Origin of the sequence: Chromobacterium sinusclupearum (assembly GCF_002902845.1) — a bacterium.
Classification (GTDB): domain Bacteria; phylum Pseudomonadota; class Gammaproteobacteria; order Burkholderiales; family Chromobacteriaceae; genus Chromobacterium; species Chromobacterium sinusclupearum.
Map to the genome: position 1 here is coordinate 1 of NZ_PPTF01000094.1, position 23,320 is coordinate 23,320.

The window sequence follows — 23,320 nt, forward strand, 5'->3', positions numbered from 1 at the left end:
GCCACCACCACGCCGGGTTCGGCCTGGCCGGCTTCGGCGCTGGCCATCCACAGCTTCAGCGGCTCGCCGTTCAGCGAGGTGAACGCGCCCGGCGCCGGGTTGTAGGCACGGATGGCTCGGGCGACGTCCGCCGCCGGCAGCGTCCAGTCGATCTCGGCCTCGGCCTTGCTGAGCTTCTGGGCGTAGGTGACGCCGTCTTCCGGCTGCTGTTGCGGGACGACTTCATCCAGGCGGCCCAAAGTCTCGACGATGGCTTGCGCGCCGCAGGCGGCCAGCTTGTCGTGCAGCGTGGCGGCGGTTTCGTCATCGGCGATGGCCAGCGGGTGGATGCTCAGCATGTCGCCGGTATCCAGGCCCACGTCCATCTGCATGATGGTGATGCCGGTTTCATGGTCGCCCGCCAGGATGGCGCGCTGGATGGGCGCCGCGCCGCGCCAGCGCGGCAGCAGGGAGGCGTGGATGTTCAGACAGCCGCGCGCCGGGATGTCCAGCACGTCCTGCGGCAGGATCAGGCCATAGGCGGCCACCACCATCAGATCGGCGCCGACGTCGCGCAGCATCTGCTGCGCCTCCAGATTGCCGCGCAGCTTTTCCGGCTGCTCGACGCGCAGGCCATGCGCCAGCGCCACTTCCTTGACCGGGCTGGGCTTCAGTTTCATGCCGCGGCCGGCCGGGCGATCCGGCTGGGTCAGCACCAGCGGGATCTCGTGCCCCGCGGCGATCAGCGCGCGCAAAGCGGCGGCGGCGAATTCCGGCGTGCCGGCAAATATCAATTTCATCGTTATTGCTTCCCGCTCATGACAACGGCGCCGTCACGCAGCGCCGTTGATCACCGGCTTGTCGGCCGGTCTTACATATTTTGTTTTTCGCGTTTCTTCAGCTTGCTGCGGATGCGGTTCTGCTTCAGCTGCGACAGCCGCTCCACAAACACCACGCCGTTCAGGTGGTCGATCTCATGCTGGATGCAGATCGCCAGCAGGCCATCGGCCTCCAGCTCGAACGGCTTACCGTCGCGATCCTGCGCCTTCACCTTGACGTGCTCGGCGCGGGTCACCTTGTCGTAGATGCCGGGCACCGACAGGCAGCCCTCTTCGTAGACGGTTTCGCCGTCCTTCTCGACGATTTCCGGGTTGATGAACACCCGGCGCTCATCGCGCTCCTCCGAGATGTCCATCACCACCAGCCGGTAGTGGTAGTCCACCTGGGTGGCGGCCAGCCCGATGCCCTTGGCCTCGTACATGGTCTCGAACATGTCGTCGATCTGCTGTTGCAGAGCGGCGTCAAAGACTTCCACCGGCTTGGCCACGGTGTGCAGCCTGTCGTCCGGGTAATGCAAAATGTTCAACAGCGCCATCGCTATCATTCACTCCAAGTTGTCGTATCGCCGCGCCCGCGTGGATAATAGAGCGGTTCGGCGCAGCTTCGTTCAGCCCCCGGCCGCGGCGTCTGTCGGCCGGCATCAAGAATTGGAATCCATTCATGCTTAAGCGCATTATATCGCTTGCCCTGGCTCTGGCGTTGTCCGTTACGGCATTTGCCGACGAATTGGCGATCAAGCCGGACGCGCCGTCGCGCTACACCGTTGCCAAAGGCGACACCTTGTGGGGCATCGCCGGCCGTTATCTGAACAGCCCGTGGCAATGGCCGCGGCTGTGGCGGATGAACCGCGAGCAAGTGCGCAATCCGCACTGGATCTATCCGGGCGACGTGCTGGCGCTGGACTACGTCAATGGCCAGCCCAGACTGTCGCTGGCATCGGACACGCCGCGCGAGGTCAAGCTGTCGCCGCAGGCCCGCGTCGAGGAGCTCGACCAAGCCATCGCCAGCATCCCGGCCGAAGCCATAGAGCCGTTCATGGTTCGCCCGCTGATCGTCAATCCCGAACAATTCGCCCTTGGCCCCAAACTGGTGGCCGGCCCGGACGAGCGCCTCAGCCTGAGCCCGGGCGACCGCGTTTACGCCAGCGGCGTCAACGAGACCGGCAGCTGGCAGGCCTATCGCCTGGGCAAGACGCTGGTAGACCCGGACAGCCAGCAAGCGCTGGGGGTTGAAGCGGTATATGGGGGCGATCTGGTGGTAGACAAGCTGCGCGCCGACATCCAGACCTTGCGCATCCGCAGCGTCGCCGGCGAAGTGCTGGTAGGCGACCGCCTGGTGCGCGCGCCCAAGGAGTCCTTCGTCAATTACGTGCCCCACCCTGCCGAAGACGGCATGCACGGCAAAATCATCTCCAGCTACCAGGGCGTGGACGGCGCCGCGCAGTATTCCACGGTAGCGGTGAACCTGGGCAGCGCCGCCGGCGTGGAGCCGGGCATGGTGTTCGGCATATTCAAGAAGGGCGGCGCCATCGAAATCGCCGACGCCGCCGGCAAAAAGCGCCAGGCGCAGCTGCCAACCGAGCAGGCCGGCAAGCTGTTCATCTATCGCGTCTTCGACAAGGTGTCCTACGGCCTGGTGCTGGACAGCGCGGGCGCCATCTATGTCGGCGACGGCATCGCCCCGCCGGACGCCGAATGAGCCCGACCCCGCGCGCCTGGCTGCGGCTGGCGCTGACGCCCGGCATCGGCCCCGTTGGATTCCTCAAGCTGATCGAGGCTTTCGGCTCGGCTGACGCCGCCGTATCGGCCCGGCCGGCGCAAACCGAAAAGCTGATCGGCCGCGAAGCCGCCGAGGCGCTGCATGGCGAGGCCGCGGCAGAATCAGTGGACGCCGCGCTGGCCTGGTCCATGGGCGAGGACTGCCACCTGATCACCCTGCTGGACGAGGACTACCCGTCGCAACTGGCCGAGGCCGCCTCGCCGCCGCCCCTGCTGTTCGCGCGCGGCCGGCGCGAATTGCTGGCGCGGCCGATGCTGGCCATGGTCGGCAGCCGCGCCGCCACGGCGCAGGGCCAGCGCAACGCCGGAGACTTCGCCTCCGCGCTGGCCGCGCACGGCTACACCATCGTCAGCGGCCTGGCCAGCGGCATCGACGCCGCCGCCCACCAGGGCGCGCTGGCGCATCCCGCTTCCACCATCGCCGTCATCGGCACCGGCATCGACCGCGTCTACCCGGCGTCCAACCGCCAGCTGGCGCACCAGATCGCCGAGCGCGGGCTGATCCTGTCGGAGTTCGCGCTGGGCATCGGGCCGCTGGCGGGCAACTTCCCGCGGCGCAACCGCATCATCGCCGGCCTGGCGCGCGGCTGCCTGGTGGTGGAAGCCGGCACCGCCTCCGGCTCGCTGATCAGCGCCCGGTTGGCGATGGAAAACAACCGCGAGGTCATGGCGATACCCGGCAGCATCCACAACCCGCAGGCGCGCGGCTGCCACCGACTGATCAAGGACGGCGCGCGGCTGGTGGAGAGCGTGGACGAGGTGCTGGACGAAGTGGGCCGGCTGTCCGCCGCGCCATCGGCGCCGGCCGCGGCGGCCCCACCGCAAGCCTCGCCCTTATTGGACGCGATGGGTTGGGAACCGGTGCTGGCGGACGCGCTGGCCGACGCCGTCGGGTTGACGTCGGGGGAGGTTTACGCGATGCTGCTCGAACTGGAGCTGGATGGCCGCGTGGCCAGCGTGGCTGGCGGCCGCTTCCAGCGTCTGGCGCAAAACTGAACGCGCCGCGTTCAATCTCAGAAAACTAAGCCATGTTTGACGTACTCACCTATTTATTCGAGCAATACAGCGATCCGGCCGCCTTTGGCGACCGCAGCTCGCTGACCCGCCAGCTGAACGCCATCGGCTTCGAGGAAGACGAGATCGGCGAAGCCTTGGACTGGCTGGACAGCGTCAGCGAGGCCAGCGTCGAACCGTATCTGGGCGCCGACGACGGCAGCGGCATGCGCATCTACGCCGACAGCGAGCTCGAGCACCTGCCGGCCGACGTGCGCGGCCTGCTGCAGTTCCTGGAGGACAACGGCGCCCTGACCCCGTCTCAGCGCGAAATGGTGATAGACCGCTTGCTGGAACTGGACCACGAGGACCTGGACGTCAGCAACGCCAAACTGCTGGTGCTGATGGTGCTGTGGGCGCAACAGGCCGAATTGCCCATTCTGCTGGGCGAGGCGCTGCTGGAAGCGGTGCATGGCGAGCCAACCATGCAATAACTTGTCAGGCCCGGCCCGGCGGCTTAACATGCCGCCGATTGGTCAACCCCTTATTGTGTTCAAGAGCGCCCTTGCGCTCTTGTTTCGTTTGACGGATATAACAAGATGTGTCGGCCGGGCGCGTCCGGCCTTGAATATTGCTGAAAAGATAATATGCCCACCAGCCTCCTGATCGTCGAATCGCCATCCAAGGCGAAGACGCTGAAAAAATATCTTGGCTCGGACTTCGAGGTCCTGGCCTCTTACGGCCACGTGCGCGATCTGGTGCCGAAAAACGGCGCCGTCGATCCGGAAAAAGACTTCGCGATGAAGTACCAGCTGATCGCGCGCAACACCAAGCACGTGGACGCCATCGTCAGCGCGGTGCGCGAGGCCGATCACGTCTACCTGGCAACTGACCCGGACCGCGAAGGCGAGGCCATTTCCTGGCACCTGGTGCAGATCCTCAACAGCAAGAAGCTGCTGAAGGACAAAACCGCCCAGCGCGTGGTGTTCCATGAGATCACCAAGAACGCGGTGCTGGATGCGATCCAGAACCCGCGGGCCATCGCCCAGGATCTGGTGGACGCGCAGCAGGCGCGCCGCGCGCTGGACTATCTGGTGGGCTTCAATCTGTCGCCGCTGCTGTGGAAGAAAATCCGCCGCGGCCTGTCCGCCGGCCGGGTGCAGAGTCCGGCGCTGCGGCTGATCTGCGAACGCGAGAACGAGATCAAGGCCTTTGTGCAGCAGGAATACTGGTCGGTCCATCTCGACAGCCACAAGAGCCGCACCAAGTTCTCCGCCAAACTGACCACGCTGGCCGGCGTCAAGCTCGACCAGTTCGCCATCCCCAACGAAGCGGAACAGGCTGCCGTGCTGTCCCGCCTCGAGGGCAAGCCGGCTCAGGTCGGCACCATCGAGAAGAAAAAGAAATCGCGCAGCCCGGCCGCGCCGTTCACGACCTCCACGCTGCAACAGGAGGCCGTGCGCAAGCTGGGCATGACCACCGACCGCACCATGCGCACCGCGCAGCAGCTGTACGAAGGCATGGACATCGGTCATGGCACCGTCGGCCTGATCACCTATATGCGTACCGACTCGGTGGTGCTGGCCAATGAAGCGGTGGAAGAAATCCGCGGCTATATCGGCCTGAAATGGGATGCCGACTTCCTGCCCAAGAACCCGGTGACCTACAAGAGCAAGGCCAAGAACGCCCAGGAAGCGCACGAGGCGATCCGCCCCACTTCCATCCTGCGCACGCCGGAAATGGTCAAGCCTTTCCTGACCACCGATCAGTTCAAGCTGTACGACATGATCTGGAAGCGCACCCTGGCCTGCCAGATGGCGCCGGCCAGATTCGACACCACCAGCGTGGACATCCTGGTGGGCGAAGGCGTGTTCCGCGCCAGCGGCCAGGTGCAAACCTTCGCCGGCTTCCTCGCCGTGTACGAGGAAGACGTGGACGACGCCGAGGACGAGGACAACGCCAAGCTGCCGCTGCTGACCGAGGGCGAAGACCTGCCGGTGGACAAGCTGTACGGCGAGCAGCACTTCACCCAGCCGCCGCCGCGCTATTCGGAAGCGTCCTTGGTGAAGGCGCTGGAAGAGTTCGGCATCGGCCGGCCGTCCACCTACGCCAGCATCATCTCGACGCTGAAGGACCGCGAATACGTCATTCTGGACAAGAAGCGCTTCCTGCCGACCGACACCGGCGACATCGTCAACAAGTTCCTGACCGAGCACTTCTCGCAATACGTCGACTACAACTTCACCGCCAAGCTGGAAAACCAGCTGGATGAGATCGCCAGCGGCACGCGCCAGTGGGTGCCGGTGATGGACAGCTTCTGGAAGGGCTTCAAGAAGCAGATCGACGAAAAAGAGAGCATTTCCCGCGCCGAAGTGACCACGGAAAGCCTGGACGAAGCCTGCCCGAAATGCAGCAAGCCGCTGTCGATCAAGTTCGGCAAGCGCGGCCGCTTCATCGCCTGCACCGGCTATCCGGAGTGCGACTACACCCGCAATATCGGCGAAACCGCCGAACAGGCGGCGGAAGAGGCGGAAGCGCCGACCGTGATCGAAGGCCGCGTCTGCCCGGATTGCGGCGGCGAGCTGCACATCAAGAAGGGCCGCTACGGCAAGTTCATCGGCTGCGCCAACTACCCCAAGTGCAAACACATCGAGCCCTTGGAAAAGCCGCGCGAAACCGGCGTCACCTGCCCGGAATGCAAGACCGGCCAGCTGATCGAACGCAAGAGCCGCTACGGCAAGCTGTTCTACAGCTGCAACACCTATCCCAAGTGCAAGTACGCCACGTGGAACCCGCCGATCGCCGAGCCGTGCCCGAAGTGCAACTGGCCCATTCTGACGATCAAGACCACCAAGCGCCGCGGCACTGAGAAGGTATGCCCGCAGAAGGAATGCGGCTACGCCGAGCAGATCGCGCCGCCGGAAGGCAAGGACACGCCGGCTGCAGAAGAGGCGTGAGCCTGATCAGGATCACCCAAGCCGCTCCCGCTGGAGCGGCTTTTTTGCGCCCGCCGTTGCGTTTTTGGCCCGCGCGGCCACGCCTCGCCGGCATTAGCCCCAAGCCATCAGCATCGACAAGCTGTTGATTTTATTGCGATCCCCATTGCGCAGTGCGCTATGATCACGGTGAACTTGCCGCCGGACTTCCGGCGGTCCGCGCCGCCCAGGCATGCCGGACGCAATAGCCCTGCTCCGGCCGGCGGCGTTTTATTTTTGAGATCGCCGCATCATGAAATTCAGCAGCCACTTTCTGTTCACCGGCGCCGCCATCCTCACCCTGCTCGGCCTGGCCGGACATGAATACCTGATCCTGCCTGTCGCCTTCCTGATCGCCTTCATCGGCCTGTCCGCCGCCGACCGCGAGCAGAACGCCGACATGGCCTCGCACGCCACCGCCATGCTGGTGCCCGCCTCGCAGCGTCCGCTGCTGCCGCTGGACGCCTTCCGCGGCCAGGACCTGATGTTCTACCGCGCCGGCAGCCCGGTATACCGCACGCTGATCGCGCGCGACTCGCGCTGGCAGCTCTTGGGCGAACAGGGAGAAGTGGCGGAGGAACCCGGCTGCATCCGGGTGTATCCCGGTTATCTGTACCGCCGGCAGCGCTGACATTCAGGCGGCGCGGGAGGATTCGGTCTCGCGCATCTCGCGCGCTAGGAAATAGTTCAAGGCCGTGCGCAGCACGGCGATGGCCCCGAGCTTGCCGATCTGGTCCCAGCTGGGCGCCACCGCGGTGGACAGGATGTCGGCCGCCAACTGCAGTTCCAGCGCCAGCGCCAAAAAGCGGGCGAAAGTCAGCCGCAGCTGGTTGTAATCGGGCCGCTGGCCGGACATGGCCTGCCGCAGATAGCGGCCAGCCAACAGCAACACCCCGGCGGCGATCACCAAGGCGCCGCAGGCCTCCACGCCGAGTTTCAGCCATAGCACCAGGCTTTGTACCCACTCCTCCACGCCGGCCTGTTGCGGGGACATCAGCATATCGCTCTCCTATTCCAGACAAGACAAAGGCCCCGCCAGCGGCGGAGCCTTCTTGTCAGAACCGGATCTGCCAGATCGGTTCCCTTGGCGCCTATTCACGACCTTTTAGGCTTTGCATCCGCTTCGCGGATAACCTTTTTCATAGCCGGGGCTGCCCGGCGTGCAGGGAGGGGATATTTGCTTGGCCAAATATCCCCTCCTCCCCTAAAAGCCACCCTGCAAGCCTGGCCTGCGGCTTCCCGCCGGTTCCCGTCAGGCCCGAGGCGCGGCTGAACTCGTCCCGCGCTAACGTCGCGGGACTCAAACATGCAGCCGCTTAAGACCTCGGGCCTGCCACCCGACGGCAGGCTTGAAGGGATGTAGGTGCATCGAAAACGTGTTTGTTTTTCACAAGCCAAGTCTAAAAGCCAAAGATCGTGGACACGTTCTTAGGGCCTGTTCCAGATCTTACCCAAACAACACGATGCCCCATACCAGCGCCAGATTGATCAAGCCCAAGAGCTGCGCGGCGCTGCCCATGTCCTTGGCCCGCTTGGCCAAAGGATGGCGCTCCAGCGAGGTATGATCCACTGCCGCCTCGATGGCGGAGTTGAGCAGCTCGATGATCAGCGTGGCCAGGCTGCTGGCCACCAGCAGCGCGCGCGCCAGCGGCGTGGTGTGGACGATGAAGGCCAGCGGAATCAGCACCACCGCCAGCAGCACCAGTTGGCGGAAGGCGTCTTCATGGCGGTAGGCGGCCCGCATGCCGTCCAGTGAATAACCCAAGGCATTGATCAGCCGGCGGATGCCGGTCTTGCCCTTGAACGGGCTCTCTTCCATTTTTCCCATTGCCACTCCCTGGCGGTGCCAGCCAGCCTCAGTGCTGGCAGCGGCGCTCCAGCGCGTCGAGGTACAGGCCGGCCACGTTGATGTCGGTCTGGTCCATGATCTCGCGGAAGCATGTCGGGCTGGTGACATTGACCTCGGTCAGATAATTGCCGATGACATCCAGGCCGGCCAGCAGGATGCCGCGCTTCTTCAACTCCGGCCCCACCGTCTCGGCAATCTCGCGGTCGCGCGCCGTCAGCGGGCGCGCCTCGCCGCGGCCGCCGGCCGCCAGGTTGCCGCGCGTCTCGCCGGCGGCAGGAATCCGCGCCAGGCAGTAATCGACCGGCACGCCGTCTATCACCAGGATGCGCTTGTCGCCGTCGCGGATTTCCGGGATGTAGCGCTGCGCCATCACGGTGCGGCGGCCGCGCTCGGTGATGGTTTCGATGATCACGCTGAGGTTGGGATCATCCGGCTTGACGCGGAAGATGCTGTCGCCGCCCATGCTGTCCAGCGGCTTGAAGATCGCGTCCTGATGCTGGTTGACGAAGGCGCGCAGCCGATGCGACTCGGCGGTGATCATGGTCGGCGCGATCACCTCCGGGAAACGCAGGATGGCCAGCTTCTCGTTGAAGTCGCGCAAGGCCTGGCCGCTGGTGAACACCTTGACGCCCTGTTCTTCCGCCAGCGAGAACAGCTGCGAGGCGTACAGGTACTCCATGTCGAACGGCGGGTCCTTGCGCATCACTACCGCGCTGAAGGCGCTCAGCGGCTGGCGCAGCTTCTGCCCCAGCTTGTACCAGTGCGGACGCTCGTCGGTGACGGTCAGGTCCACCGCATCCACCAGGATGCGGCCGCCCTCCACCGACAGCTGGTGAGCCTCGGCAAAGCTGACGGCGTGGCCGCGGCGATGCGCCTCCTCCATCATGGCGAAGGTGGTGTCCTTGTAGATCTTGAAGTGTTCCAGCGGGTCGGCAATGAACAGGATGCGCATCGCGTTTCTCCTGCGAAGGTTATTCGGCGTCCGGGTCGGTGGCTTCCAGTTCCAGCGAGGCGGCCAGCAGCGCCAGCCGCGAGATCACGCCGTAAGCGTAGAAGCGGTTCGGGGCGCAATCCGGCAGGCCCTTGCGGTCCGGCAGGCAGGCGGTCTCGAACGACAGCGGCACAAAGTGCATGCCCGGCGCGTTGAGGTTTTCGTCTATGCCGCGGCCGGTATGCACGCGGTAGAAACCGCCGATGACGAAGCGGTCCATCATGTAGACCACCGGCTCTGCCACGGCCTCGTTGACCGTTTCGAAAGTGTACACGCCTTCCTGCACGATCACCTCGGAGACTTCCAGGCCTTCCTTCACCACCGACATCTTGTTGCGCGCCTTGCGGTTGAGGCCGATCACCTCGTCTGGGCTCTTCACGCTCATCACGCCCATGCCGTAGGTGCCGGCATCAGCCTTGACGATGACGAAGGGGTCGTTGTCGATCCCGTATTCGCGGTATTTGACGCGAATCTTCTCCAGCATCTGCGACACCGTTTCGGCCAGTTGCTCCTCGCCGGTGCGGGCGTGGAAATCCAGGCCGCCGCAGCTGGCGAAGTAGGGATTGATGGTCCACGGGTCGATGGAGATCAGCTTGGCGAACTCATTGCAGACCTTGTCGTAGGCTTCGAAATGATGCGTCTTGCGGCGTACCGCCCAGCCGGCGTGCAAGGGCGGCAGCAGCGTTTGTTCCAGATTCTTCAGGATGTCGGGAATGCCGCCGGACAGGTCGTTGTTCAGCAGCACCACGCAGGGGTTGAAGCCATCGGCCAGCACTAGGCGGTTGCCGCGGCGCTCCAGCGGCTCCAACGTCAGCTTGTCGCCATTGGCCGTGGCCAGTTCGGTCGGCTCGGTGATTTCCGGATTCAGCGAACCCAGGCGGACCTTGAGGCCGGCCTGCTCGAAGATGTGCACCAGGGTGGCGACATTCTGCAGGTAGAAGGTGTTGCGCGTGTGGTTTTCCGGAATCAGCAGGATGCTGCGCGCTTCCGGGCACACCTTGTCCACCGCGCTCTGCGCCGCCTGCACCGCCAGCGGCAGGAATTCCGGATTCAGATTGTTGTGGCCGCCCGGGAACAGGTTCATGTCCACCGGCGCCAGCTTGAAGCCGCTGTTGCGCAGGTCCACCGAACCGTAGAACGGCGTGGCGTGGGCATGCCATTGGCTGCGGAACCAGTGCTCGATCTGCGGCTGGGCGGCCAGGATGCGGCTTTCCAGCTCGTACAAGGGAGCGGTGAGGGCGGTGGCCAGGTGCGGAACGGGTGGCATGATCTTCCCTTGGGCGTGTTTTAATCCACCTATGGTGGGGGTGGCGGCGCGCTTATTCAAGTGCGGCAAAACAAAAGGCACCGCGCGAGCGGTGCCTTGCAGATCAAGCGGCGGCGCTTACAGCGGCCATTCCTCGCCGTAAGCCTGCAGATAGATATCCTTCAGCGAGTCCCAGTCGAAGTAGTGGTTCTGGCAACCGTGCGTAGTGACCTTGATCGCGCCGATCACATTGGCCAGGCGACCAGTGACCTTCCAGTCCACGCCGCGGCTGATGCCCCACAGCAAGCCGGCGCGGAAGGCGTCGCCGCAACCCATCGGATCGACCGGCTTGATCGGCATCTGCACGCGCGGAATCAGGTGCACAGTGTCGTCGACATAGATTTCCGCGCCCTTGGAGCCGCGGGTGACGATCAGCGCCTTCACCTTTTTGCGCAGGTCGTCCACCGTCAGGCCGGCGCGTTCGCGCATCAGCTCGCTCTCGTAGTCGTTGATCGCCACATAGCTGGCCAGATCGACGATCTCGTGGATCTCGTCGCGCGACAGCAGCGGCAGCTCCTGGCCCGGATCGAAGATGAACGGAATGCCCGCAGCCGCCAGCTCCCGCGAGTGCTGGATGAAGGCGGTGTAGCCGCCCGGCGATAGAATCGCCAGCTCGATCGGGTCCGCGATATCCGACACGTGGTTCTCGGTGGCAAAATCCATCGCGCCCGGATGGAAGGCCATCAGCTGGTTGCCGTCCTTGTCGGCAATGCCGAAGCATTGCGGGGTATACTGCTTGCGGATCAGGCGGATGAAGCGATCGTCCACGCCCACGCGTTTCAGGTGCTGACGGTACGGCTCGAAGTCCTCGCCGACCACGCCCATCACGATGGGCTTCTCGCCCAGCAAGCACAAGCTGTAGGCGATATTGCCGGCCATGCCGCCGAATTCGCGGCGCATCGTCGGCGCGAGGAAGGTGGTCGAGATCTTGTGCAGCTGATCCGGCAGGATCTGGCTGTCAAATCGGCCATGGAACGAGAACAGGGTATCGTATGCGAGCGCCCCGCAGACGAGGATAGACATGCCCACTCCGCAAAGTAATCAATCGAACATTTTAACATAAAGTTTATTTTTCGATCATCCCCGGATGCACGCAAGTTGCGGAAATCCAAGACAATTCCAATGACATCACAGGAAAAGCCGATGAACTCCAAACGCCTGTTCGCCTCCCTGCTCTTGGCCGCGCTGCCGCTGGCCGCCCAAGCCGCCCCCTCGCTGGAGCAAAGCCGCTTCGCCGACCTCGACGCCAAGCCGGTGGCCATGTCCGCCTACAAGGGCAAGGTGACGGTGCTGAACTTCTGGGCCACCTGGTGCGGTCCATGCCGCGAGGAAATGCCGATGCTGAACGGCCTGCGCAAGAAGCTGGCGCCGAAGGGCGTGGAAGTGGTGGGCGTGGCGCTGGACAACAAGGAGCAAGTAGCGCCCTTCGTCAAACAGCTGAAGATCGGCTACCCCATCCTGCTGGGCAACGACGATACGCTGGACCTGATGCGCAGCCTGGGCAACAAAACCGGCGGCCTGCCGTACACGCTGGTGCTGGACCGCAGCGGCAAGGTGGCCGCCACGCTGACCGGCAAGCTGGACGAGAAAAAGCTGGAAGCGGCGGTCAAGCCTTATCTGTAAAGCAAAGGGAGCCCGGCGGCGATTCGTCATCCCGCGCGCCGGATTCGAATGGCAGCCAATCCTCATCGCCATGTTGCAGAAACAACATATTGAATCTAACGATATGTGATTTTCAGCAATTTTATTTCAAAAAGCTGACATGAAATTCTCACCAAAACAATAAATAGCATACGATCTCTTTCTAAGATTGATTCATCATGGGAAGGAGTGTCGTATGAGTATTGAGAGAAGAGATTTCTGTCGCTTTGGCTTCGGCGCGATGCTAGCGCCTATGGCAGGCTCCCTGTTGACCGCGTGCGGCGATGCCGGAGCGCAAGGACCGGCGGATCAAACCGAGAACCTGATGCTGCAACGGCTAAGCCAAGAGCTGGGCGGCGACAACGCAACGGCGCAAGCCCTGCACGCCATGATTCTGGATGCCTGCTACGCCTGGACGCCGCCCAGTTGCCCCGGCAACACCGTCAACAACATTGTTGCGCTGGCATTCGGCAACCGGGTCAGCGCCGCCGGCGAAACCACGCCGGGCCCGATCAATGAATTACTGGCGCAATCCGTACAGCAACTCCGCGCCCGCGCCCCTTACGCGCCGGTTTACGCGCAGTGGGAAATCGCGCGCTACCTCCAGCAAAAATACGGCATGGGTCAAGTCGTCTCCATCGAACCGGAGATTGACGAGAACGGACAGGTCATCTACCTAAGCACGGAAGGCGTGATAAAGAAAGCGATAGAGTTTGCAGGCGGAGATCCCGGCAAGATGGGAACAGTTGGGGTCATCGGCCACCGTGACCACATCAAGCGCTGCGTCAAGCTTGCGCGGGACTTCAAGCTGAACGCGTTCATGCCCGCCGATGTCGAGTTGCCGGTGGCTTACGATTCGCAATCGGGCCAAAAATGGACGCGACGGCGCGATCTTTACCTGGGACAAGACATGAGCGTGCAAATGTACATGCTGTCGCAAAACTCCATCGCTCAAGCCTACCCTTAAAACCCATTCAGAGCCGCTAGCCCGAGCTGATTCTGCACTGCGAGCCTGGGCAGCGGCGCTTACAACACTTCGATTTCAAAGCATGCGGTTTGCCGCCCTCATCCGCCAGGACAAAGGGCGCGGCGCAGATTCACCTGCTCCGCCAACTCCGCCATTTCCGCCGGCAACTCAGGCGTCAGCAGCCAATATCGCCGGCAATCATCGGTGCGACCCATCCAGCCGCCCTCCACCAGCTCGCGCCGGATCAAGACATGGTCGCCGAAGGTTTCCAGCGCCCGGATGGCCAGGTTGATCGCCGGCTCATCCCATTCCTCGCCTCGCGGCAAGCCGGACCATAAGGCCCACAGGCAGGCGCGCTGCTCGCTGAATTTCTTCGGCCAGCGGATCAAGCGGCCCTGTTCGTCGAAATGGCGCAACAAGCGCTGAGTCGGCGAGGACGCGGCGACCGGCTCGGCGGCGAGCGGGCGATCGTGCTCGGCGCGCAGGTGCTGGAAGTTCTGGAAGCCGGCGGCGCGCGCCAGCATATTGAGGATTTGCAGATGGCCGGGCGGCTCGGTCTGATCGGCCCATTGCTGTTTCAGGGAGCGGGCCAGCGACGAGATATCGCTGCTGTAAAACGGATAGAGCGTGCGAGACATGGTTCGAATCCTGTCTGCGTGCCAAAGTCGGGAAAGACTGCCGCGGTCGCCGTTACGGCCTGGCACGAGGTTCGAGCCAAGCAGAGATTCATGCAAGCCAAGGACAGGTTTAGCGTGGCGAAATCGCCGGCGACGCCTGGGTGAACTGTTGACCCGCCGCCATGCTAACACCATGGCGAGGCCGCCGCCAAGCGCCTCGTGGGCCAAAATGAAAAAGCCGACGCGAACGTCGGCTTTTTCCGGGGCAACAATCAGCGCATCAGGCCAGCTTGCCGTGGCACTGCTTGTACTTCATGCCGCTGCCGCACGGGCAGGGATCGTTGCGGTTGATGCGCAGGCCTTGAGCGGCCAGCGCATCCGGGGACAGCGGATTGTCCTCGTCGTCGCCCAGCGCGGAGCCGGGTTCGGCATGCTGCATTTCGAACTCGGGCAGTTGATGCGGCTCCACCGCGTCCACGTCGTCCTGGCCGCGGATCTGCACCGTCATCAGCACTTGCACCACGCTGCGCTTGATGCGCTCCAGCATGTCGGCGAACAGCTCGAAGGCCTCGCGCTTGTACTCCTGTTTCGGGTTCTTCTGGGCGTAGCCGCGCAGATGGATGCCCTGGCGCAGGTGGTCCATGGCGGCGAGGTGCTCGCGCCAGTGGTTGTCCAGCATCTGCAGCACCAGGCTGCGCTCGAACTGGCGCATCACGCCCTCGCCGGCCAGCTCCACCTTGGCCTGATAGGCGGCGGCGGCCAGCTCGATGATGCGCTCGCGGATCTGCTCGATATCGAGATTCGGTTCGGCCTTCATCCACTCCGCCACCGGCGCGTGCAGCAGGAAGTCCGACGCCAGGGTCTTCTCCAGGCCGGCCAGATCCCACTGCTCTTCCATGGTTTCCGGCGGCATGTGCAGGTCGACCAGATCGGAGATCACGCCTTCGCGCATGTTCACCACCACGTCGGACACATCGTCTTCCACCAGGATTTCGCTGCGTTGCTGGTAGATCACCTTGCGCTGGTCGTTGGCGACGTCGTCGTATTCCAGCAATTGCTTGCGGATGTCGAAGTTGCGGCCTTCCACCTTGCGCTGGGCGTTTTCGATGGAGCGGGTCACCCACGGATGCTCGATCGCCTCGCCTTCCGGCATCTTCAGGCGGTCCATGATCGCGGCCACGCGGTCGGAGGCGAAAATGCGCAGCAGCGGGTCTTCCAGGCACAGGTAGAAACGGGAAGAACCCGGGTCGCCCTGGCGGCCGGAACGGCCGCGCAGCTGGTTGTCGATGCGGCGGGACTCGTGGCGCTCGGTGCCGACGATATGCAGGCCGCCGGCTTCCAGCACCGCGGCGTGGCGTTGCTTCCACTCGGCGCGGATCGCCTCCACCTTGGCGTTTTTCTCGTCGTCGGACAGGCTGTCGTCGGCGCGCACGGCCTTGATTTCCGGCTCGGGGTTGCCGCCCAGCACGATGTCGGTGCCGCGGCCGGCCATATTGGTGGCCACCGTGATCATGCCGGGACGGCCGGCCTGCACCACGATGTCGGCCTCGCGGGCGTGTTCCTTGGCGTTCAGCACATTGTGCGGCAGCTTGGCCTCGGTCAACAGATGGGACACCAGCTCGGAGTTTTCGATGCTGGTGGTGCCCACCAGCACCGGCTGGCCGCGCTCGTGGCAATCCTTGATGTCGGCCAGGATGGCGTCGTACTTCTCCTTGGCGGAGCGGTAAACCTTGTCCTGGGCATCCTTGCGGATCATCGGCTTGTTGGTCGGGATCACTACGGTTTCCAGGCCGTAGATGCTCTGGAATTCATACGCTTCGGTGTCGGCGGTGCCGGTCATGCCGGACAGCTTGCCGTACAGGCGGAAGTAGTTCTGGAAGGTGATCGAAGCCAGCGTCTGGTTTTCGCGGTTGATCTCCACGCCTTCCTTGGCTTCCACGGCCTGGTGCAGGCCGTCGGACCAGCGGCGGCCTGCCATCAGGCGGCCGGTGAATTCGTCGACGATCACCACTTCGCCATCCTGCACCACGTAGTGCTGATCCTTGTGGAACAGCGCGTGGGCGCGCAAGGCGGCCATTAGGTGATGCATCAGCGTGATATTGGTGGCCGAGTACAGGCTGTCGCCTTCCTTCAGCATGCCCAGCTGAGTGAGGATTTCCTCGCTGCGCTCATGGCCGGTCTCGGACAACAACAGGCTGTTGGCCTTCTCGTCCACCCAGTAATCGCCTTCGCCCTCTTCGGTTTCCTGGCGCTTCAACATCGGCGGCACCGCGTTCATGCGCTGGTACATGTCGATATTGTCTTCGGCCGGGCCGGAGATGATCAGCGGGGTGCGCGCCTCGTCGATCAGGATGGAGTCCACCTCGTCCACCACGGCGTAGGCCAGCTTGCGCTGCACCTTCTCGCCCACGCTGAACACCATATTGTCGCGCAGGTAGTCGAAGCCGAATTCGTTGTTGGTGCCGTAGGTGATGTCGCAGCCGTAGGCGGCCTGCTTGTCGTCATGGGCCATCTGCGACAAGTTCACGCCCACCGACAGGCCCAGGAAGTTGTACAGCGGCGCCATGATGCCGGCGTCGCGGCTGGCCAGGTAGTCGTTGACGGTCACCACGTGGACGCCGTCGCCGGTCAAGGCATTCAGGTAAACCGGCAGCGTGCCCACCAGGGTCTTGCCTTCGCCTGTGCGCATTTCCGCAATCTTGCCGTGATGCAGCGTCATGCCGCCGATCAGCTGCACGTCGAAGTGGCGCATGCCCAGCACGCGGCGCGAGGCCTCGCGGCAAACGGCGAACGCTTCGGGCAACAGGTCGTCCAGCGTTTCGCCCTTGCTCAGGCGATCGCGGAATTCTTGGGTCTTGGCGGCCAGGGCCTCGTCGGACAGCGCCTGCATCGCCGGCTCCATCGCATTGATGCGGGCCGCGGTTTGGCGATATTGCTTCAGCAGACGATCGTTGCGGCTGCCGAACACCTTCTTGAGTAGCGAAGAAATCATGTAGTCGAATCCAGAAACCAGCGGGCCGGAAAACGTGTCCGCAAAAATGCTGAAAAGTGTAGCACATTCCCAGCCAAGGTTATGGGGGCATCCATGCGCCACATCAAGAGCAGGGTAACAGACAACTGTTGGATTTCGACTACGCTCAGATAGAGCAAACGCTCGATTCAATTGACCGAACCATTCATACGATTTACATATTCCTTGGCGATAATCCGCCATTTTCATAGCGACAGCATAAATAACCCAGGAGCAGCGATGGATAGGCGGCAATTCCTCAAGTGGGGCAGTTTTCTGACGGTATCGGCGGCCAGCGCCGGGCTAAGCGCCTGCGGCGGCGGGAGCGATGGCAGCGCAAGCGCTGCCGCTGGACAGAGCCAACTGGCCGCCGGCAAAGCCTTCGGCCTGGGCGTGGCCTCCGGCGATCCGCGACCGGACAGCATCATTCTGTGGACCCGCGTAGACGGCGGAGACGGCGCCAACTCGCTGGGCGTCACCGTTCAGCTTTCCGACAAGCAGGATTTCTCCAATCTGCTGGTCAACCAGGCGCTCAGCGCCGACCCGGCGTGGGACTATACCGTCCGCCACAAGGTCACCGGGCTGTCCAGCGCCACGACCTATTACTATCGCTTCCTCACCGGCGGCACCAGCAGCACCATTGGCCGCACCAAGACCGCGCCCGCCCCCGGCACAGCCGTTTCGCAGCTGAAATTCGCCTACATCACCTGTCAGGACTGGAGCGTCAACCACTGGGGGGCCTTCGACGAAATCGCCCAGCTGGATCTGGATTTCGTGATGCACGTCGGCGATTACATTTATGAAACCGTCGGCGCAGGCTTCCAGAACGGCAACAACGAAACCCGGCACGCTGCGCTGACGCTGCCCAACGGCACCAAGCGCGCCGATGGCGCCATCTACGCCACCACGCTGGCCGATTACCGCTATCTGTACAAAAGCTACCGCTCCGACCCGCGCATCCAGGCGGTGCACGCCAATTTCCCGGTGATCTCGATCTGGGACGATCACGAGTTTTCCGACGACTGCTGGCAAGACCGTCAGGTCTACTATCCCGGCGACGACAGCGTGCCCAACACCCCGCGCCGCCGCAGCGCCAGCCAGGCATGGTTTGAATACACGCCGGCAGATGTCAGCATCGACTTGTCCAATCCCTCGTTCCAGAACATCCAGATCTACCGCAGCTTCAGCTTCGGCAATCTGGCCACGCTGGTGATGACCGACCAGCGCCTGTACCGCTCCGACCACATCATTCCGGAAACCGCGGTGCCGAATACCGGCCTGGCCAATCTGGGCAGCCGCTACTTTGTGCCGAAATCCGCGCTGGCGCAGGCCGAGGCGGCCAAGATGGCCTCCACCGGCGGCAACCTGCTGAATGTGTCCATCCTGGGAGATACCCAGCGTCAATGGTGGCAACAACAGATGCAGGGCGCGTCCACTACCTGGAAACTGTGGGGCAATGAGGTATCGCTGCTGCGCATGGGCGTGGACGGCACCATGGCGGTGGCCGGCCTGCTGGCGCAAGGACTGATCGCCGCCCTGGCCAAGCAGGGCATGGACTTCAGCGCGGTGCAACAGCAACTGGCCGGCGCGTTGTATCAGGACCTGCTGGCGGCCGACAAGAGCGGCGCCACGCCGGTGCTGAGCTATGCCCATACCCAGCCGCTGCTGGCCACGCTCAGCGGCAACGCCATCACCGCGGCGGTGTTCAATGCGGCGCTGAAGCCGACGCTAGACGCCAACCTGCCGCCGACCATGCTGCTGGATCAGTACATCCTCAATGCCGACCAGTGGGATGGCTACAATGCCGAGCGCAAGGCGCTGATGGGCTTCCTGAAGAGCAATGGCATAGCCAACGTGGTGGGCATCACCGGCGACATCCATGCCTTCTTCGCCGGCCCGGTGATGGACGATTACGATGCGGCCAGCCCCACCCCCGTGATGGTTGACCTGGTCACCGCCGGCATCTCCAGCAACTCCTTTTTCAGCTACTTCAAGAACGTGGTGGACACCGTGCCGGCTTTCGCCAAGGCCGCGCCGCTGATCTATCAAACGGTCAATGGACAGACCGTCAACACCTTCAACAACACCCTGAAGCAGTTCAACGGCAACTGGCTCAAATACGTCGATACCGACGCCCAGGGCTACGCCGTGGTCACGCTGACGCCAGCCAAGCTCAGCTGTACTTTCCACAAGATGGCCAAGCTGGTGAACGGGGTGGCGCCCTCGCCGGCCACCGCCAGCACGCAAACGCTGGAAGTCGCATCCGGCACCCCGGCCATCAACGTGCTGTAAGCCGCCGCCGCGCCGCGTCGCCGCGCCTTGTCGGCGTGGCGGCGCGGCCGCTTCAAGCACACTTTCAGCTAGTACATTTCGTCACAAAATACCGCCTGTCCAACCGCGTTTTTAACAATGGTTTTATGGCTTCTCTGGTAGCATTCATGCCCTGACCGGAACCTTCTCGGCAATCATCTGGCGCGTTTTCCCGCGATGCCCGCCGCGGCATGGCAGCCGGCCCGCAGCATTCCAACTGGCATCGGCAGTGCTACGGTAAAGTGACGCGTTTCCCGCGTCCGGCGCCCCAGCAAAAAACGGCCCGCTCGCCGCAAGGCCGCGGGCCACCGGAACAATCCTATAAAACCGGAGAGGCCTGATGACCACCGCCGTCCGCCACTTCATGCCCGCCACCGCCCGGCGGCTGATACCCAACCGCTGGGATTTGATCGCGTTTCCGCTGATCCTCGGCTTTTTATTGCTGGCCACTACCGGCATTCGCGCCACCTGGGCGCCGATCACCGCGCTGCAAACCATTCCCATCACGCTAGACCCCGGCCATCTGCCGGAATACGCGCTGCGCACTACCTTGCGCATGCTGGCGGCGATGGTCGCGGCGCTGGTCTTCACGCTGATCTATGGCACGCTGGCGGCCAAGAGCCGCCGCGCCGGCCTGCTGCTGGTGCCGATTCTGGACATCCTGCAATCGGTGCCGGTGCTGGGCTACATCTCGTTCACGGTGACCTTTTTCATCGCCCTGTTCCCCGGCCGCGTGCTGGGCGCGGAATGCGCGGCCATCTTCGCCATTTTCACCAGCCAGGCCTGGAACATGACTTTCAGCTTCTACCAGTCGCTGCGCACCGTGCCGCGCGATCTGCAGGAAGTGTCGGTCAACCTCCGGCTCAGCGGCTGGCAGAAGTTCTGGAAGCTGGAAGTGCCGTACGCCATGCCGGGCATGATCTGGAACATGATGATGAGCATGTCCGGCGGCTGGTTCTTCGTGGTCGCGTCCGAGGCCATCACCGTCGGCGACAAGACCGTCACCCTGCCGGGCGTCGGCTCGTATCTGGCGCTGGCGATCCAGAACAAGGACCTGGCGGCCGTGGGCTGGGTGATCCTGACCATGTCCATCGTGATCCTGATCTATGACCAGTTCCTGTTCCGTCCGCTGGTGGCCTGGGCCGACAAGTTCCGCCTGGAAGACACCGCCAGCCAGACGGCGCCGGAATCCTGGGTGCTGAACCTGATCCAGCGCACGCGCTCCATCCAGCAGCTGCTCAAGCCCTTCGGCAAGCTGATCCGCCGCATCGCCCACTTGCGCCTGAATTTCAGCCTGCCCAAGGGCATCCATTCGGAAGACCATACGCCGGTGTCGCGCGGCATCGATATGCTGTGGTGGGCGCTGGTCGCCGTGCTCGCCCTCTACAGCGCCAATCTGCTGGTGCATTTCATCGCCAAGGAGGTCGGCTTCTCCGAAGTGCTGCGGGTGTTCGGCCTGGGCCTGATCACCCTGCTGCGCGTGACGCTGCTGATCGTGCTGGCCTCGGTGATCTGGGTGCCGCTGGGCGTGCTGATCGGCCTGCGTCCGGCCCTGGCGGAAAAAGTCCAGCCCTTGGCGCAGTTCCTGGCCGCCTTCCCGGCCAACCTGCTGTTCCCGGTATTCGTGGTATTCATCGTCCACTTCAAGCTGAACCCGGACATCTGGCTGTCGCCGCTGATTGTGCTGGGCACCCAGTGGTACATCCTGTTCAATGTGATCGCCGGCGCCACGGCCTTTCCCAATGATTTCAAAGAAGCCGCCGTGAACTTCCGCATCCGCGGCTGGCAATGGTGGCGCCAAGTCATGCTGCCCGGCATTTTCCCGTACTACGTCACCGGCGCCATCACCGCGTCCGGCGGCGCCTGGAACGCCAGCATCGTGTCCGAATTCGTATCCTGGGGCGACGACAAGGTGGTGGCCCACGGCCTGGGCGCCTACATCGCGCAAACCACCGCCGCCGGCGACTACCCGAAGATCCTGCTCGGCATCGTCGTGATGTCGCTGTTCGTCGTCCTGTTCAACCGTTTGCTGTGGCGCCCGATGTACGCCATCGCCGAAAACAAACTCCGTCTCAACTAAGGGGGCACGCATGACTCACGAAACCACCACCCTGGGACAAGAAATCTTCTCGCTGAAGAACGTCTGCCGCGGTTTCGCCAAGGGCGCTGATGAAATCCAGGTATTGGACGACGTCAACCTGACGCTGCGCGAAGGCGAGATCGTCGGCTTGCTGGGCCGCTCCGGCTCCGGCAAATCGACGCTGCTGCGCATCATCGCCGGCCTGATCCAGCAAAGCAGCGGCGACGTGAATTACCACGGTAAACCGTTGAAGGGGCCGGCCGAAGGCGTATCCATGGTGTTTCAGACCTTCGCGCTGTTCCCGTGGCTGACCGTGCTGCAAAACGTGGAAGCCGGCCTGGAGGCGCTGGGCGTGGAGCCGAAGGAGCGCCGCAGGCGCGCGCTGGCCGCCATCGACCTGATCGGCCTGGACGGCTTTGAAAACGCCTACCCGCGCGAGCTGTCCGGCGGCATGCGCCAGCGCGTCGGCTTTGCCCGCGCCCTGGTGGTGAACCCGACCCTGCTGCTGATGGACGAACCGTTCTCCGCGCTGGACGTGCTGACGGCGGAAACGCTGCGCACCGACATGCTGGACCTGTGGAGCGAAGGCCAGCTGCCGATCAAGTCGGTGCTGATCGTCACCCACAATATCGAGGAAGCGGTATTCATGTGCGACCGCATCCTGGTGCTGTCGTCCAATCCCGGCCGCGTGGTGGCCGAGATCAAGGTGCCGTTCCCGCACCGCCGCAACCGGCTGGACCCGGCCTTTCGCAAGATGGTGGACGACATCTACGCCCTGATGACCGCGCGCCGCAGCGCCCACACCATGCACAAGCTGCCGCTGGAAATCGGCAGCCATCTGACCGAGGTGTCGACCAACCTGATGGCCGGCCTGATCGAGGAAGTGGCGCAGGAACCGTACTTCGGCAAGGCCGACATGCCGGAGATCGCGGAAAAGCTGCGCCTGGAAGTGGACGATCTGTTCCCGGTGGCGGAAATCCTGGAGCACCTGGGCTTCGTCGAGCTGAAAGACGGCGACATCCTGCTGACCACCGCCGGCAAGCTGTTCGCCGACTACGGCACCCAGGAACGCAAGGTGCTGTTCGCCGAGCACCTGCTGCGCAATGTGCCGATGGCCGCCCACATCCGCAAGGTGCTGCAGGAACGGCCGGGCCAGCGCGCGCCGCGCCTGCGCTTCGCCCAGGAGCTGGAGGATTCGCTGTCGGACGAATCGGCCGAAGAAACGCTGGACACCGTGATCAGCTGGGGCCGCTACGCCGAAATCTTCTCCTACAACGACCATACCGAAACCTTCAGTCTGGAAGACGTGGAAGGCGGCCAGTAAGCCTTACGGCCAGCCGAACGACGGGCGCCTCAACGGCGCCCGTTTCGTTTGAGCGCAAGCCGACAGCCCGCGCGATGCTACAATACGGCATCAACCGCCCTCCCTGCTCACCTCATGTCCGGACGACCGCTCAAAGACATCACCCGCCAGGACAGCCATCTGTCGCGGCTGACCGCCGCCGCGCAGGAGCTGATGGCGCTGGACCGCGCCTTCAAGAAGCTGATTCCGTCGGCGCTGGCCGAAGCCTGCCGCGCCGTGCGCATCCGCGACGACGAGCTGGTGCTGCATGCCGACAACGGCATCGTCGCCGCCCGGCTGCGCATGACGGCGCCCGGCCTGCTGCCGCAACTGGCGGAGCGCGGCTACCCGGCGTCCAAGGTCAAAGTGAAGGTGACGCTGCAACAGGCCCAACCCAAGCGGGCGAAGTGGCTGGCCATCAGCGAAAACGCGCTGGACGGCATGGAACAGGCGGCGGACTGCATCGGCAACCCCGAGGTCAAGCGCGCGCTGGCGCGGCTGATCGCCCATCATCGCCGCAGCTGAGCGGCTTATATAAAACGCCTAAACGCCTTCAGATGTTCATTGAAGCGGAGTAAAGTGTCGGCACTTTCCCATTCCAATCGCCAAGGATAGAGGACCCTGCCATGTCGGAACACGACC

General features: G+C 63.6%; 20 protein-coding genes. 11 read left to right on the forward strand and 9 right to left on the reverse strand.

Annotation, left to right across the window (positions count from 1 at the left end):
* Together fmt and def are read right to left on the reverse strand one after the other, a co-directional pair.
* Window positions 1-779: methionyl-tRNA formyltransferase (gene fmt / locus C2134_RS19295; protein WP_103321702.1), on the reverse strand; the 779-nt coding region annotated here is incomplete at its 3' end.
* Between the two features lie 71 nt (window positions 780-850).
* The gene (def, locus tag C2134_RS19300; protein WP_103321703.1) at window positions 851-1,354 is read right to left on the reverse strand and encodes a peptide deformylase; all 504 of its coding nucleotides are present in this window, start codon (window positions 1,352-1,354) and stop codon (window positions 851-853) included.
* 125 nt (window positions 1,355-1,479) lie between these two features.
* Here def and C2134_RS19305 point away from each other — a divergent pair, with 125 nt between their 5' ends.
* The 5 genes from C2134_RS19305 to C2134_RS19325 all read left to right on the forward strand — a co-directional run bounded on the left by C2134_RS19305 (window position 1,480) and on the right by C2134_RS19325 (window position 7,196).
* Window positions 1,480-2,517 carry a LysM peptidoglycan-binding domain-containing protein gene (locus tag C2134_RS19305; RefSeq protein WP_103321704.1) on the forward strand — a complete coding sequence of 346 codons (1,038 nt, stop codon included), beginning with the start codon at window positions 1,480-1,482 and terminating at the stop codon, window positions 2,515-2,517.
* The gene (gene dprA / locus C2134_RS19310; RefSeq protein ID WP_103321705.1) at window positions 2,514-3,593 is read left to right on the forward strand and encodes a DNA-processing protein DprA; all 1,080 of its coding nucleotides are present in this window, start codon (window positions 2,514-2,516) and stop codon (window positions 3,591-3,593) included. Before C2134_RS19305 ends, dprA begins: the two co-directional genes overlap by 4 nt.
* A 32-nt stretch (window positions 3,594-3,625) precedes the next feature.
* Entirely contained in the window at window positions 3,626-4,084 is a 459-nt protein-coding gene (locus C2134_RS19315; protein WP_103321706.1) for a Smg family protein, read from the forward strand.
* Between the two features lie 153 nt (window positions 4,085-4,237).
* Complete coding sequence (topA, locus tag C2134_RS19320) at window positions 4,238-6,547, forward strand: type I DNA topoisomerase (protein ID WP_103321707.1); 2,310 nt, start codon at window positions 4,238-4,240, stop codon at window positions 6,545-6,547.
* A 271-nt stretch (window positions 6,548-6,818) separates the two neighbouring features.
* Window positions 6,819-7,196, forward strand: coding sequence for a hypothetical protein (locus tag C2134_RS19325; protein ID WP_103321708.1), 378 nt, complete (start codon window positions 6,819-6,821; stop codon window positions 7,194-7,196).
* A 3-nt stretch (window positions 7,197-7,199) separates the two neighbouring features.
* Here C2134_RS19325 and C2134_RS19330 read toward each other — a convergent pair whose 3' ends face one another.
* The 5 genes from C2134_RS19330 to C2134_RS19350 form a co-directional block, all read right to left on the reverse strand.
* The gene (locus C2134_RS19330) at window positions 7,200-7,565 is read right to left on the reverse strand and encodes a DUF1622 domain-containing protein (RefSeq protein ID WP_103321709.1); all 366 of its coding nucleotides are present in this window, start codon (window positions 7,563-7,565) and stop codon (window positions 7,200-7,202) included.
* Between the two features lie 447 nt (window positions 7,566-8,012).
* Window positions 8,013-8,393: a diacylglycerol kinase gene (locus C2134_RS19335; RefSeq protein ID WP_103321710.1), complete on the reverse strand. Its 381-nt coding sequence runs from the start codon at window positions 8,391-8,393 to the stop codon at window positions 8,013-8,015.
* Window positions 8,394-8,421: 28 nt separating this feature from the next.
* Entirely contained in the window at window positions 8,422-9,366 is a 945-nt protein-coding gene (gene gshB, locus C2134_RS19340; RefSeq protein WP_103321711.1) for a glutathione synthase, read from the reverse strand.
* 19 nt (window positions 9,367-9,385) lie between these two features.
* Window positions 9,386-10,672, reverse strand: a complete 1,287-nt coding sequence (gene gshA, locus C2134_RS19345; protein ID WP_103321712.1) for a glutamate--cysteine ligase — start codon at window positions 10,670-10,672, stop codon at window positions 9,386-9,388.
* 117 nt (window positions 10,673-10,789) lie between these two features.
* Window positions 10,790-11,734 carry a carbohydrate kinase family protein gene (locus C2134_RS19350; RefSeq protein WP_103321713.1) on the reverse strand — a complete coding sequence of 315 codons (945 nt, stop codon included), beginning with the start codon at window positions 11,732-11,734 and terminating at the stop codon, window positions 10,790-10,792.
* A 120-nt stretch (window positions 11,735-11,854) separates the two neighbouring features.
* Between C2134_RS19350 and C2134_RS19355 the strand changes: the two genes are divergently transcribed.
* Window positions 11,855-12,334 (forward strand): TlpA family protein disulfide reductase, encoded by a 480-nt coding sequence (locus C2134_RS19355; RefSeq protein ID WP_083340776.1) that lies wholly within the window; start codon window positions 11,855-11,857, stop codon window positions 12,332-12,334.
* Window positions 12,335-12,548: 214 nt separating this feature from the next.
* Window positions 12,549-13,319 carry a hypothetical protein gene (locus tag C2134_RS19360; RefSeq protein ID WP_146042228.1) on the forward strand — a complete coding sequence of 257 codons (771 nt, stop codon included), beginning with the start codon at window positions 12,549-12,551 and terminating at the stop codon, window positions 13,317-13,319.
* Between the two features lie 98 nt (window positions 13,320-13,417).
* Here the strand turns inward: C2134_RS19360 and C2134_RS19365 are convergent, their stop codons facing one another.
* Together C2134_RS19365 and secA are read right to left on the reverse strand one after the other, a co-directional pair.
* Window positions 13,418-13,957, reverse strand: a complete 540-nt coding sequence (locus tag C2134_RS19365; RefSeq protein ID WP_158248828.1) for a DUF2087 domain-containing protein — start codon at window positions 13,955-13,957, stop codon at window positions 13,418-13,420.
* A 259-nt stretch (window positions 13,958-14,216) separates the two neighbouring features.
* Window positions 14,217-16,928 (reverse strand): preprotein translocase subunit SecA, encoded by a 2,712-nt coding sequence (secA, locus tag C2134_RS19370; RefSeq protein ID WP_103321716.1) that lies wholly within the window; start codon window positions 16,926-16,928, stop codon window positions 14,217-14,219.
* A 258-nt stretch (window positions 16,929-17,186) separates the two neighbouring features.
* Between secA and C2134_RS19375 the strand changes: the two genes are divergently transcribed.
* The 4 genes from C2134_RS19375 (at window position 17,187) to C2134_RS19390 (ending at window position 23,203) form a co-directional block, all read left to right on the forward strand.
* On the forward strand, window positions 17,187-19,238 hold the full coding sequence (locus C2134_RS19375) for an alkaline phosphatase D family protein (protein ID WP_103321717.1): 2,052 nt from the start codon (window positions 17,187-17,189) through the stop codon (window positions 19,236-19,238).
* 358 nt (window positions 19,239-19,596) lie between these two features.
* On the forward strand, window positions 19,597-21,336 hold the full coding sequence (locus C2134_RS19380; protein ID WP_103321718.1) for an ABC transporter permease: 1,740 nt from the start codon (window positions 19,597-19,599) through the stop codon (window positions 21,334-21,336).
* Window positions 21,337-21,346: 10 nt separating this feature from the next.
* Complete coding sequence (locus C2134_RS19385) at window positions 21,347-22,660, forward strand: ABC transporter ATP-binding protein (RefSeq protein WP_103321719.1); 1,314 nt, start codon at window positions 21,347-21,349, stop codon at window positions 22,658-22,660.
* Between the two features lie 114 nt (window positions 22,661-22,774).
* Complete coding sequence (locus C2134_RS19390; protein ID WP_103321720.1) at window positions 22,775-23,203, forward strand: DUF721 domain-containing protein; 429 nt, start codon at window positions 22,775-22,777, stop codon at window positions 23,201-23,203.
* Window positions 23,204-23,320 lie beyond the last annotated feature (117 nt).

Bases quoted from the DNA above. Each gene is read 5' to 3' on its own strand.
- def (WP_103321703.1), bottom strand. From the start codon at position 1,354: ATGGCGCTGTTGAACATTTTGCATTACCCGGACGACAGGCTGCACACC.
- C2134_RS19305 (WP_103321704.1), top strand. From the start codon at position 1,480: ATGCTTAAGCGCATTATATCGCTTGCCCTGGCTCTGGCGTTGTCCGTT.
- dprA (WP_103321705.1), top strand. From the start codon at position 2,514: ATGAGCCCGACCCCGCGCGCCTGGCTGCGGCTGGCGCTGACGCCCGGC.
- C2134_RS19315 (WP_103321706.1), top strand. From the start codon at position 3,626: ATGTTTGACGTACTCACCTATTTATTCGAGCAATACAGCGATCCGGCC.
- topA (WP_103321707.1), top strand. From the start codon at position 4,238: ATGCCCACCAGCCTCCTGATCGTCGAATCGCCATCCAAGGCGAAGACG.
- C2134_RS19325 (WP_103321708.1), top strand. From the start codon at position 6,819: ATGAAATTCAGCAGCCACTTTCTGTTCACCGGCGCCGCCATCCTCACC.
- C2134_RS19330 (WP_103321709.1), bottom strand. From the start codon at position 7,565: ATGCTGATGTCCCCGCAACAGGCCGGCGTGGAGGAGTGGGTACAAAGC.
- C2134_RS19335 (WP_103321710.1), bottom strand. From the start codon at position 8,393: ATGGGAAAAATGGAAGAGAGCCCGTTCAAGGGCAAGACCGGCATCCGC.
- gshB (WP_103321711.1), bottom strand. From the start codon at position 9,366: ATGCGCATCCTGTTCATTGCCGACCCGCTGGAACACTTCAAGATCTAC.
- gshA (WP_103321712.1), bottom strand. From the start codon at position 10,672: ATGCCACCCGTTCCGCACCTGGCCACCGCCCTCACCGCTCCCTTGTAC.
- C2134_RS19350 (WP_103321713.1), bottom strand. From the start codon at position 11,734: ATGTCTATCCTCGTCTGCGGGGCGCTCGCATACGATACCCTGTTCTCG.
- C2134_RS19355 (WP_083340776.1), top strand. From the start codon at position 11,855: ATGAACTCCAAACGCCTGTTCGCCTCCCTGCTCTTGGCCGCGCTGCCG.
- C2134_RS19360 (WP_146042228.1), top strand. From the start codon at position 12,549: ATGAGTATTGAGAGAAGAGATTTCTGTCGCTTTGGCTTCGGCGCGATG.
- C2134_RS19365 (WP_158248828.1), bottom strand. From the start codon at position 13,957: ATGTCTCGCACGCTCTATCCGTTTTACAGCAGCGATATCTCGTCGCTG.
- secA (WP_103321716.1), bottom strand. From the start codon at position 16,928: ATGATTTCTTCGCTACTCAAGAAGGTGTTCGGCAGCCGCAACGATCGT.
- C2134_RS19375 (WP_103321717.1), top strand. From the start codon at position 17,187: ATGGATAGGCGGCAATTCCTCAAGTGGGGCAGTTTTCTGACGGTATCG.
- C2134_RS19380 (WP_103321718.1), top strand. From the start codon at position 19,597: ATGACCACCGCCGTCCGCCACTTCATGCCCGCCACCGCCCGGCGGCTG.
- C2134_RS19385 (WP_103321719.1), top strand. From the start codon at position 21,347: ATGACTCACGAAACCACCACCCTGGGACAAGAAATCTTCTCGCTGAAG.
- C2134_RS19390 (WP_103321720.1), top strand. From the start codon at position 22,775: ATGTCCGGACGACCGCTCAAAGACATCACCCGCCAGGACAGCCATCTG.